Below are 11,504 nucleotides of genomic sequence, written 5' to 3' on the forward strand. Positions count from 1 at the left end.
AGTTCCTCACCGTCTTACAGTTCGACGGCGATTTCCTCGTTTTCGAAGCACTCGATCACATCGCCAACCTGCAGATCGTTATACTTGGCGAAGGACATGCCACATTCATAGCCCTCACGGACTTCTTTGACTTCGTCCTTGAAGCGACGGAGCGTCGACAGTTCGCCAGAATGGATAACGACATCGTCGCGCAGCAGGCGGACACCCGCACCGCGTTTGACGATACCCTCGGTGACCATACAACCGGCGATCTTGTTGCCAGAAATGGTGAAGATGTCGCGGATTTGTGCGTAACCCAGGAATTTCTCGCGAACTTCCGGAGACAGCATGCCCGACAGCATCTTTTTGATGTCATCAGCAACATCATAGATGATCGAATAGTAACGAATATCAACGTTGTCGCGACGGGCCTGTTCACGGGCCTGCTGGTTCGCACGCACGTTAAAGCCGATGATCAGTGCATTGGATGCACGGGCCAGCGTCACGTCAGATTCGTTGATACCACCAACGCCGCTATGCAGAACGCGAACCGAAACTTCTTCGTTACCAAGTTTCTGCAGCGTCCCGATAAGGGCTTCGACAGAACCCTGCACGTCACCCTTGATGACGATCGGAAGTTCTTTGACCTCACCGCTCTGCGAGAACATGTTCTCGAGTGCGGATTTCTTCATCGCAGCAGCCTGAGTTTCACGGATGCGACGCTGACGGAAGTCGGCAACTTCACGGGCCTTGGCTTCGTTTTCAACAACCACGAAGTCATCACCTGCAGACGGAACACCGTTCAGACCGGTAACCTCGACCGGCATACCCGGAATGGCGTCGGAAACACGGGTACCGTGATCGTCAACCAGGGCACGGACACGACCCCACTCGGCACCGGTGACAAAGATGTCACCCGTACGCAGCGTACCGCGCTGAACCAGAACGGTTGCAACCGGACCACGACCTTTTTCCATACGGGCTTCAACAACCACACCATCCGCAACGCGGTTCGGGTTGGCTTTGAGGTCAAGAACCTCGGCCTGCAGAAGAATGGCTTCTTCAAGTTCGGTCAGGCCGGTGCGCTGCTTGGCCGAAACCTCGACAGCCTGGACGTCGCCGCCCATTTCCTCGACCACGACTTCGTGCTGAAGCAGTTCGGTTTTAACTTTCGACGGGTTGGCACCCGGTTTGTCGACCTTGTTGATCGCAACAATCATCGGAACGCCAGCAGCCTTTGCGTGGCTGATCGCTTCGATGGTCTGCGGCATAACCGAGTCATCAGCAGCAACAACCAGAACCACGATATCGGTTACCTTGGCACCGCGCGAACGCATTTCGGTAAATGCTGCGTGGCCCGGGGTATCGATGAAGGTGATCTTCGAACCGGTTGCCATGGTGACCTGATAAGCACCGATATGCTGAGTAATGCCGCCAGCTTCGCCACCGGCAACATCGGTTGCCCGAAGAGCATCCAGCAACGAGGTTTTACCATGGTCAACGTGGCCCATAACGGTCACGACCGGCGGACGACCCAGCAGCTGCTCTTCGCTGTCATCTGCAACAACCAGTGCCTCTTCAACGTCGGCATCCGAAACACGTTTGACGTTATGGCCGAATTCCTCGACCACAAGCTGTGCGGTATCGGGATCAAGGCTCTGGTTGATGGTCGCCATAACGCCCATGCTCATCAGGGTCTTGATCACGTCTGCAGCGCGTTCAGCCATACGGTTGGCCAGCTCCTGAACGGTAATAACGTCCGGAATGATAACGTCACGTACGATTTTCTCTTTCGGCTTCTGCGGGCCCATTGCACGGGCCTTGGCTTTGGCCTGCTGGCGCTTGATCGATGCCATGGAACGACGACGGCCACCTTCATCACCGGTCATTGCATTGGCGATCGACAGCTTGCCACGGCGGCGACCATCGTCGGTCTTGGCACGTGCAGCACCTTTTGCTTCTTCTTCGGCGCGCTTGCGGGCTGCCTTGCGGGCATCTTCCTCGTCCTGCTCCTTGCGGCTTTTCGGCTTCGCAGTTGCAGGCGCAGAACGACGACGTTCCTCGGGAACCAGCGGCTCTGCCGGCTCACCCATGATCACTTCTTCTTCCTTGGCTTTCGGAGTCGCAGCCGGTTTCGGCTTGGAGGTTTTGCCTTTTGCCGTCGATGCAGCAAGCTGCTTTTCAACGTCTTCGACAGAAACTTCAGCCTTGTCCTTGGACTGCTCTTCCTCGACCGGCGCAGCTTCGGCAGCTTTTGCTTCCTCGGCCTTGCGGGCTTCTTCCTCTGCAGCCTTGCGGGCAGCTTCTTCGCGCGCACGGATTTCGGCGTCAGCTTCTTCTTGCTTGCGGCGCTCTTCAGCGGCCTTCAAAGCAGCCATACGGGCAGCACGTTCGCTATCGGTCAGGTTGCCATGATCTTCGACAACCGGGCGCGATTTCGGCTCTTCTACCGGTTCCTTTTTGGCTTCCGGTGCCGGGGTTTCAGCCGGGGCCTGCTCTGCAACGATATCCTTTTTCACTTCACGGAAGCGGCCGGATTCGTTCTTTTCGAATGTACGCTTCTTACGCACTTCGACGGTCACAGATTTGGACCGTCCATGCGAGAAGTTTTGACGAACCTGCCCTGCCTCGACCGTCTTGCTCAATTCAAGCTTCGATCTGTTGAGGCTCAGCGGTTTCTTCTCCTGATCGCGATCACTCATAATCCGTCCAACTTCCTCATTTCCTGCGGGATCGACTTCCAATGCCGATCCTGTCCTGTCCGTCCGGCGCATATCTGATGTCAGACTGCGCGAAATCCTTCTAGCCGCTTCAGCGAGCGACCCAGCCGTTTGGCCAGACCACCTGGTGCAACAGCCACATGTACTGCTTTTTCACGGCCAAAAGCCGCGCCGATTTCAGCAGCATCCAGAACGGAATAAATCGGCAGATCCCGGGCCTTGGCCTCGATCTTGGATTTTCCGTCCGCAGCACCATCGCGTGCTGCCAATATCAGAGCCGCTCCCTCAGCTATCTGGGCGCGGGCCTTTTCAAATCCGGCGACAGCCTGACCGGCGCGGCGCGCAAGCGACAGCAGATCAAGGCATTTCTGCGTCAGCAGCTGCTCGATCCGGTCTGCAAGCGCGGCGTCGACCACGACTTTTTGCCGTGCTGCCCGGGCAAAAGCGTTTTTTGCACAGGCGGTATTTACCACATCCCGCGACGGGCACAACCATAATCCCCGTCCCGGTAGCCGTTCCTCAAGGTCGGGAACAACCGAACCATCCGGCCCGATCACAACCCTGAGAAGATCTTCCTTGTCCCGGACTTCGCCGGTGACAATGCACCGGCGTTCCGGAACCTCGGCTACCTTGCCGCCTTTACGATGCGACATGGTGTCCTCCGATCGGCTTTAAGCCTCTTCGCCTTCGACCGCGTCTTCGGAAGTTTCGTCAGTCTCGTCTTCAAGACCTTCGAACCAGCCAAGTTTGCGACGGGCTTCCATGATCAGGTCATTTGCCTGATCCATGGTCATGTTGTCGGCATCGCCGATATATTCGATCAGCTCGTCACTGGCCAGATCAGCGAAGTCTTCAAGGGTTTTGACGTCGTTTTCGCCAAGGCGAACAACAACTGCCAGCGACAGGCCATTGAATTCGACCAGATCATCGGCAACCTTGAGCTCTTCACGACGCTTCTGCAGACGCTCGGCTTCTTCAGAAAGGAAGGTCCGTGCACGGTTGCGCAGCTCTTCGGCGATTTCTTCTTCGAAACCTTCGATCTCTGCCAGTTCGGCCAGCGGCACGTAACCGACTTCCTCGATCGAGGTAAAGCCTTCGGCGACCAGGAGATGGGCGATAACTTCATCAACATCAAGTGCCTTGATGAACATTTCCGCACGCTTGCGCGCTTCTTCCTGACGACGTTCGCTTTCGTCTTCCTCGGTCAGAATGTCGATATCCCAACCGGTCAGCTGGGATGCCAGACGCACGTTCTGACCACGACGGCCAATTGCGAGGCTCAGCTGATCGTCCGGAACGACGACTTCGATACGGTTGGTTTCTTCATCAAGAACAACCTTGGTGACTTCGGCCGGAGCCAAGGCGTTCACAACGAAGGTTGCCGGGTCTTCCGACCACTGGATGATGTCGATTTTTTCGCCCTGCAGCTCGGCAACCACGGCCTGAACACGCGAACCGCGCATACCAACACAGGCACCGACCGGATCGATCGAGCTGTCAGAAGACAGAACCGAAATCTTGGCGCGCGAACCCGGATCACGGGCAACCGATTTGATTTCGATGATGCCGTCATAGATTTCCGGAACTTCCTGGGCAAACAGTTTTGCCATGAAGGTCGGATGGGTACGCGACAGGAAAATCTGCGGACCACGCTGTTCGCGGCGCACATCAAGGATCAGTGCACGTACGCGATCGCCCTGACGGACGGTTTCACGCGGGATCAGTTCTTCGCGGCGCAGGATTGCCTCGGCGCGACCGATATCAACAAGGACGTTGCCAAACTCGACACGCTTGACGACACCGTTGATAACCTCATCGGTGCGGTCTTTGTATTCTTCGAACTGACGTTCGCGTTCTGCGTCGCGAACTTTCTGAACGATAACCTGTTTTGCGGTCTGGGCAGCGATACGGCCAAAGTCAATCGGCGGCAGCGGATCAATCAGGAATTCACCCAGATTGATATTCTCGTCGCGAATACGCGCCTGTTCGAGTGACATCTGGGTAAAATCGTTCTCGATATCATCGGTTACCTCGATGAAACGTGCGAGTTTGATTTCGCCGGTTTTGCGGTCGATATGGGCACGAATATCGTGTTCATGGCCATATCTGGAACGGCCAGCCTTCTGGATGGCCTGTTCCATTGCACCAAGAACCTCGTCACGATCAATGCCCTTTTCACGGGCAACGGCATCAGCGACCTGCAAAAGTTCCGGCCGCGGCATTCCCGAAGTTGCTTCCATATCCAACCTCTATTCTGCGTTGTCGTCAGCACGGCGTTCGCCGGTGACATGCGCGATCAATTCATCCGTCAGAACCAATTTCGCCTTTGCGATATCAGCCAACGGCAACAAGACACGTTCACCATCGACAATCATGGCAACCGCATTATCTTCAATTCCATCCAGCAGACCGCTGAAACGGCGACGACCATTGATGGCCATCACCAGTTCGACCTTTGCCTCGAACCCTTTCCACACTTCGAAATGCGGAGCACGGGTTAGCGGGCGGTCGATCCCCGGAGAACTGACTTCAAGGTGATAGGCACCCGAAATCGGATCTTCGACATCCATAAGAGCAGAAACCGTACGGCTGATCTGGGCGCAATCTTCAACATTGATGCTGCCTTTCGCGTCCGGGCGATCTGCCATGATTTGCAGGATATTGTGGTCCTGTCCCGTCATGGAAACACGGACCAGTTCAAATCCGAGCGCATTAATCGACGGCTCGATAATTGCCGTGATTTTCGCCATCAACGGATCTTTTAACTGTTGTCCAATCAGCTCAGCCATATAGCGATGCCATACCCCAAAAAGCACAAAAGAGCGGGCGCGAGGCCCACTCTTTGTCAGAATTTACAAAAAGCTTGGCCGCTTTATACAGCCGGTTTGCGCAGAAATCAAGTGAGGATACAGGGCCCCCACGCCATTCAACCCAAGGATTCAGCGCGACACAGCCAGCCAAGCACATCACCGATCCATAGCCGGACAAATCCTGATGTTTTTCGTGCCGGACCGCTTCAGGATGTAAACCTGATCACATCGGACAAACTATTGGATTATCGGCACGAATTGCAGTCAGGCCGAAGGATACCGTTCAAATCGAGCCATGCCACGCCCGAAACCCGGCCATCACAGCCAATCTTCATGAAACAGTAAAGGGCCGGACTTCGTCAGTGACCCAGCCATGTCATGGTCGCACAGCTGCCCCGAGAAGGGCTTGCGTGTGACAGACAGGGGACTTTCTGCCTCTATTGCCGCCGACTCCCCGGTTCAACACAATCCGCGGGAAAAGCTGGCACAATCAGGCAGCGCGCGGCTTACGGAGGAAGCGAAGATAGTTACACTTCTTACCCTGACGCAGCGCCTTTTGTTCATAACGGGTTTTGACCCAGTCATGGGGCGGCGTGCGCCAGTCATCGGGCCCTTCGGCCAGCCATTCAAAGTCCGGGTGGTTGTGCATATGCTGCAAGGTCCAGGAGATATACTGCATATCATCACTGGCAACCCGGAACTCGGCACCATCTTTGAGAAGGCGGGCAAGCAGGGCGAGGTTCCTGGGGCCGATGAAGCGTCGTTCGGCATGGCGTTTCTTGGGCCAGGGGTCCGGAAACAGAAGAAACGCACGGTCAAAGCAGGCATCAACAAGCTTATAGAGCAACGGGCGCGAATCATCAGCAACCACGCGCACATTGGTCAGGTTGCGTTCGTCAATGTGGCGCAACAGGCTGCCAACACCATCCATGAACGGTTCAGCCCCGATGATACCGACATCCGGATTGGCCTGTGCCTGACCGGCAAGATGTTCGCCCCCGCCAAAGCCGATCTCAAGCCACAACTGATCAGGTGTGCTGTCAAAATAGCTTTTGGGATCAACACCGTCCTGTTCGGGATAACGGATGCCGATCTTTGGCAACAGGGTATCGACCAGCGCCTTGCGGGAATCCTTTAACGGGCGGCTTCCACGGCGGCCATAGAAGTTCGGACGATCAGGGGTCGGAATCGGACGTTCTTTGTTGCGCATGGTCGTATCAGTTGATCAATCAGGGTCGGGACAAAACTCGGTCAATGTGATCATTGGGCCAAACGAGCCGGATCACAAATCAAAACGGGCGACCCGAATATTCCGGGCCGCCCGCCTCATATCACGTCGTGCAAATTTGGCAAATCGCACTTTTGCAATGCTGGTGCCTGTGGATCAGGCGCCGAATGCCGATTTCAGTTCCCCGACCAGATCGGTGCGCTCCCAGGAGAAGCCACCATCTGCAGTCGGCTGACGGCCAAAGTGACCATAAGCAGAAGACGGGGTGTAAATCGGACGGCAAAGCGAAAGATGCTCGCGAATACCGCGCGGGCTGAGATCCATCAGCTGACGCAGGGTATTGCCAAGCTTCAGCTCGTCAACATTACCGGTATTGTGGTTGTTGACATAAAGCGCCAGCGGCTTGGAAACACCAATCGCGTAAGCCAGCTGAATGGTGCAACGTTCTGCAAGACCGGCAGCAACCACGTTTTTCGCAAGGTAACGCGCAGCATAGGCAGCCGAACGGTCAACCTTGGTCGGGTCTTTACCAGAGAATGCGCCGCCACCATGCGGTGCAGCACCACCATAGGTATCAACAATAATCTTGCGGCCAGTCAGGCCGGCGTCGCCATCCGGACCACCAATCACAAAGCGGCCGGTCGGGTTGATGTAGATTTCTTCATCAGACGGCATCCAGCCAGACGGCAGGGCAGCTTCGATATAGGGCAGAACCAGCGCACGGACGTCAGCCTGCGACAGACCATCGGCATGCTGGGTCGAAACCACAACCGAGGTTGCGCCAACCGGTTTGCCATCGACATAGCGAAGGGTCACCTGGCTTTTGGCATCCGGACCGAACTGCGGTGCTTTGCCGGAATGACGATCTTCGGCCATGGCACGCAGAATACGGTGCGAGAGCTGGATCGGTGCCGGCATCAATTCGTCGGTTTCGTTACATGCGTAACCGAACATGATGCCCTGGTCACCTGCGCCAAGGTCTTTCTCGCCTGCGGAATCAACACCCTGAGCGATATCAGCAGACTGCTCATGCACGTGGCATTGGATTTCTGCGGTCTTCCAGTGGAAGCCTTCCTGCTCGTAACCGATGGCACGGATGGCTTCGCGCGCTTTTTCGATCATGACCTCTTTGGTCACGCTTTCAGGGCCGCGAACCTCACCTGCCAGAACCACCAGGTTGGTGGTTGCAAGGGTTTCGACGGCAACGCGCGAATCCTCGTCAGCGGCAAGGAATGCATCAACGATGGAATCGGAAATGCGGTCACAGACTTTGTCCGGATGACCTTCCGAGACGGATTCACTGGTAAAAAGATATTCGGAAAGAGACATTAAGACCTTCTCCGGTAATGGGTTTCCAAAACTGGACCGGAGGGCTCTCAACACCGGATCGGTATCGATAGCGCCCACTTAGCCTTTTTTTGTGTGGTGGCAAGCGGTCCAAATCCGTCCACATATTCGGTGCTGTTTTACAGCTGCATGACGCTTTTGCCTGATCACTTTTTGCAGGTCAAGCATCATTGACGCAAAAGAGTAACCGGCAAATTGCATAGCACCGGCATTCTCTTGCGCCAAAAGCAAAGGCGCATCCCGTTATCTTGCGAGATGCGCCTGATATTAACAGTATGAAGGCGCGCGATTATTTCTGATCAGCGTCGCCAACCTGCAAAGCCCCCATGGATTTGACCAGCTCAAAGATTTTCTTGCGCTGGTTGGGGTCAGTAATCCGGTAATAGGCGCGCACCAGTTCAAGGGTCTCGCGGCGGTTCATCGGATCATTGTCAAACGGATCCGGGCTTTCGGACATCTCGCGGCGTTCATGGACCGATTTCGACGATACTTCTTCGGGCATATCATCAAAGAAGAACGATACCGGGACTTCCAGCACACGGGACAAGTCATAAAGGCGCGATGCACCGACACGGTTTGCACCGCGTTCATATTTCTGGACTTGCTGGAATGTCAGGCCGATGGCCTCACCCAGCTTTTCCTGGCTCATGCCAAGCAGGGTCCGGCGCAGGCGAACGCGCGCGCCAACGTGAATATCTACAGGATTTGGTTTGCCACTTGCGGTCCGGCCACGGCCACGACCACGGGTGTTTTTCACCATCGCGCTTTCATCCTTGGGCGACATAAGGTTGTTCCTTCTCTCACTCCGACCTACCCGTCCTTATTTAGATGGGACAATCTCTGGACGGTTCGGTGCTTTTAACAGCCGCCTAAAGGGATTTTGATCGTCGAGTATATCCCATAACGAGAACGGCGAAGAAGGTAACAATACCGTAAAATAGAATATCGCGCCACAAATAATATACTGTAGTATGGTTTTTATCACTCAAAAGGGGGTGAACCAAGATATTACTTGCACTTAAGGGGAGGGAGGCCAGTTTACGTCCGTAGGCATCGAAGAAAACAGATACTCCCGTATAGGCGGCCCGCACCAAAGGAAGCCCTTCCTCCACAGCCCGAAAACGCGCCGCCGCCATATGCTGATATGGACCCGCACTATCGCCAAACCAACCATCATTGGTGACATTTAAAAGCCATTCAGGCCGATTTTCCGGATCGGTTACCGATCCGGGGAAGATGACTTCATAGCAAATCAGCGGCGAGAAACTTGGCATTCCGGCCACCGACAATGTCTGCGGCCCCGGTCCGGCCGAGAAATCCGTCCGCCCGGCTGTCAGTTTCGGAAATGGCAGGATCGAGCGGAACGGAACATATTCCCCGAATGGCACCAGATGAAATTTGTCAAAGCTTGCAATGATATTGCTTCTGGCATCAATCACCTGAACGGAATTCCAGACCTTGTATTCGTCGGTGTCGCGCGGATAGGTCCTTGGCGCCCCGGTAATCAGGATGTCATTTGGCCCCAGGGTCTCGGCCATTTGCTGGCGTGCGATGGTCTGGGTCTCGACAAAGAATGTCGCTGCTGTTTCAGGCCAGATCACAATACGTTTTTGCGTCGGGCTCATGCCCGCAGGACGCTGCGACATTTCCACCAGCCTAGTGAAATGCTGGCGCTGCAATTCAGGACGCCATTTGTCGCGTTGGGGAATATTGGGTTGAACGATCTGCACCACCGGAACATCTGCAGGCAGTTCTGAAAGCGGCATATCAGAGCGATCTGGCCCGGAAAGCGACAAACGAACAGCACCGCCACCCCACAAAAGCACTGCGATCAAGACACCACCAAGAGCGGCCAGCTTGCCGGGCTTTGCCCCAATGACAGCGGCAGGAAGCGTTGCAAACAGCGCAGTCACAAAGGACAGGCCATAGACCCCGACGACGGACGCAAATTGCATCGGAGCCGCATCAACGGCCCAGATATGGCCCAGAAGGTTCCAAGGAAACCCGGTCAGAATATGCCCGCGCGCATATTCCGCCACCGACCAGAAGACGGCAAGCAACACCGCGCGCCGGATCAGGCCATCGGTCAGGCGCCATGTTGCCCAGACGGCAAGCATCGGGAAAATTGCCAACCCTCCGCCCAGTCCCAAAAGCGCAAAGGGGATCATCCAGCCATAGATTTCCGGCTGCACCAGAAAGGCATGACTGACCCAATAGAAACCGGCGGCAAAATGCCCGGTTCCAAACCACCAGCCCGCCGAAAGTGCGCCCTTGTTGCAACGGACTCCCTCAAGGCTCCAGAGCAAAATCGCAAAGGCAACCGGCAAAACGGGGATTAAAAAGAAAGGCGGCAGCGCCAAAACCGCAACCGCCCCGGAGAACAACCAGACAAAACGCCTGCGCCAGCCTGACAGCCCCGCCAGACGTGTCGCCATCGTTTTAATCATCCGTCTTTTCCTGATTTTTGGTTTCTTCTGATGGCGTCGGCGCATCCCGGCGCACCATATGGATGCGCAATCTGCGAATGCGGCGTGGATCAGCATCAAGAACTTCGAACTGAATGCCGCTGGGATGTTCAATCAGCTCGCCGCGTGCCGGAACCCGTCCGGCAAGCGAGAAGACAAGACCGCCAAGGGTATCGATATCCTCGTCCTCATCTTCATCAAGCAAGCTAAAGGACAGTTTTTCTTCAAGGTCCTCGACCTCAAAACGGGCATCGGCAATATAGCAGCCATCCGAAAGCCGGATCAGTTTCGGCGTCTGGTCGATGTCATGTTCGTCATCAATCTCGCCAACGATTTCCTCGACCAGATCCTCGATCGTGATCAGACCGTCAATACCGCCAAACTCGTCGACCACCAGCGCCATATGCGTGCGCGACAACCGCATTTCCGACAAAAGATCAAGAACCCGGATCGCAGGCGATACAAACAGAACGCGCCGCAACAGGGCCTGAAGACTGAATTCGCGATCTGCGGCCACACAGCCCAGAACATCCTTGATGTGAACCATGCCGGCAATGTCATCAAGCGTATCGCCATAAACCGGCAACCGCGAATGCGCCTTTTTGACCATGACCTCGACCAGAGCTTCAAGCTCGATGGTTTTGGGCACCGCCACGATGTCGGCACGCGGGATCATAACGTCTTCTGCCGTCATGTCGCGTAGCGCAATGATGTTCTCAAAAAGCGAACGTTCGTGCAGCGAAACCGGTTCGTCGTCTTCTTCGGTCCGCTCGGCAAGTTCTTCGAGCGTATCGGAAAGCGAGGCCTCGCCATTGCGCGACTTTCCGCGCTTGAACCCCAGGGCCGAGGCCACATTATCCCATAAGGAGCCGGTTTCTGACTCCTGAATTGCTTCCTCGCCTGTGCGAGGGCGCATACTGTCGTGGTCGTCGTCGCGTTGACTTATGTCGTTCAT

At 55.5% G+C, this 11,504-nt stretch carries 9 protein-coding genes; all 9 read right to left on the bottom strand.

Annotated elements, in window-relative coordinates; genetic code table 11:
- Positions 1-14: 14 nt before the first annotated feature.
- The 9 genes from infB to TH30_RS01405 all read right to left on the bottom strand — a co-directional run bounded on the left by infB (position 15) and on the right by TH30_RS01405 (position 11,465).
- The gene (gene infB / locus TH30_RS01365; protein ID WP_114096843.1) at positions 15-2,681 is read right to left on the bottom strand and encodes a translation initiation factor IF-2; all 2,667 of its coding nucleotides are present in this window, start codon (positions 2,679-2,681) and stop codon (positions 15-17) included.
- Between the two features lie 80 nt (positions 2,682-2,761).
- Entirely contained in the window at positions 2,762-3,352 is a 591-nt protein-coding gene (locus TH30_RS01370; protein ID WP_114096301.1) for an RNA-binding protein, read from the bottom strand.
- 18 nt (positions 3,353-3,370) lie between these two features.
- Positions 3,371-4,939 (bottom strand): transcription termination factor NusA, encoded by a 1,569-nt coding sequence (gene nusA / locus TH30_RS01375; protein ID WP_114096302.1) that lies wholly within the window; start codon positions 4,937-4,939, stop codon positions 3,371-3,373.
- 9 nt (positions 4,940-4,948) lie between these two features.
- Positions 4,949-5,449: a ribosome maturation factor RimP gene (gene rimP / locus TH30_RS01380; protein ID WP_114096844.1), complete on the bottom strand. Its 501-nt coding sequence runs from the start codon at positions 5,447-5,449 to the stop codon at positions 4,949-4,951.
- 550 nt (positions 5,450-5,999) lie between these two features.
- On the bottom strand, positions 6,000-6,719 hold the full coding sequence (gene trmB, locus TH30_RS01385; protein WP_114096303.1) for a tRNA (guanine(46)-N(7))-methyltransferase TrmB: 720 nt from the start codon (positions 6,717-6,719) through the stop codon (positions 6,000-6,002).
- Positions 6,720-6,893: 174 nt separating this feature from the next.
- A complete protein-coding gene (gene metK / locus TH30_RS01390; protein ID WP_114096304.1) occupies positions 6,894-8,066 on the bottom strand; it encodes a methionine adenosyltransferase in 1,173 nt (390 codons plus the stop codon).
- Positions 8,067-8,373: 307 nt separating this feature from the next.
- Positions 8,374-8,844, bottom strand: a complete 471-nt coding sequence (locus tag TH30_RS01395) for a helix-turn-helix domain-containing protein (protein WP_114096845.1) — start codon at positions 8,842-8,844, stop codon at positions 8,374-8,376.
- 109 nt (positions 8,845-8,953) lie between these two features.
- Positions 8,954-10,531, bottom strand: a complete 1,578-nt coding sequence (gene lnt / locus TH30_RS01400; RefSeq protein ID WP_114096305.1) for an apolipoprotein N-acyltransferase — start codon at positions 10,529-10,531, stop codon at positions 8,954-8,956.
- A complete protein-coding gene (locus TH30_RS01405) occupies positions 10,524-11,465 on the bottom strand; it encodes a hemolysin family protein (RefSeq protein WP_114096846.1) in 942 nt (313 codons plus the stop codon). Before TH30_RS01405 ends, lnt begins: the two co-directional genes overlap by 8 nt.
- Between the last annotated feature and the right edge of the window lie 39 nt (positions 11,466-11,504).

Origin of the sequence: Thalassospira profundimaris (assembly GCF_003326795.1) — a bacterium.
GTDB classification, from domain to species: domain Bacteria; phylum Pseudomonadota; class Alphaproteobacteria; order Rhodospirillales; family Thalassospiraceae; genus Thalassospira; species Thalassospira profundimaris_C.

What these genes read in the sequence shown, in the direction of transcription:
- infB (WP_114096843.1), bottom strand. Translation starts at nt 2,681, where the DNA reads ATGAGTGATCGCGATCAGGAGAAGAAACCGCTGAGCCTCAACAGATCG.
- TH30_RS01370 (WP_114096301.1), bottom strand. Translation starts at nt 3,352, where the DNA reads ATGTCGCATCGTAAAGGCGGCAAGGTAGCCGAGGTTCCGGAACGCCGG.
- nusA (WP_114096302.1), bottom strand. Translation starts at nt 4,939, where the DNA reads ATGGAAGCAACTTCGGGAATGCCGCGGCCGGAACTTTTGCAGGTCGCT.
- rimP (WP_114096844.1), bottom strand. Translation starts at nt 5,449, where the DNA reads ATGGCGAAAATCACGGCAATTATCGAGCCGTCGATTAATGCGCTCGGA.
- trmB (WP_114096303.1), bottom strand. Translation starts at nt 6,719, where the DNA reads ATGCGCAACAAAGAACGTCCGATTCCGACCCCTGATCGTCCGAACTTC.
- metK (WP_114096304.1), bottom strand. Translation starts at nt 8,066, where the DNA reads ATGTCTCTTTCCGAATATCTTTTTACCAGTGAATCCGTCTCGGAAGGT.
- TH30_RS01395 (WP_114096845.1), bottom strand. Translation starts at nt 8,844, where the DNA reads ATGGTGAAAAACACCCGTGGTCGTGGCCGTGGCCGGACCGCAAGTGGC.
- lnt (WP_114096305.1), bottom strand. Translation starts at nt 10,531, where the DNA reads ATGATTAAAACGATGGCGACACGTCTGGCGGGGCTGTCAGGCTGGCGC.
- TH30_RS01405 (WP_114096846.1), bottom strand. Translation starts at nt 11,465, where the DNA reads ATGCGCCCTCGCACAGGCGAGGAAGCAATTCAGGAGTCAGAAACCGGC.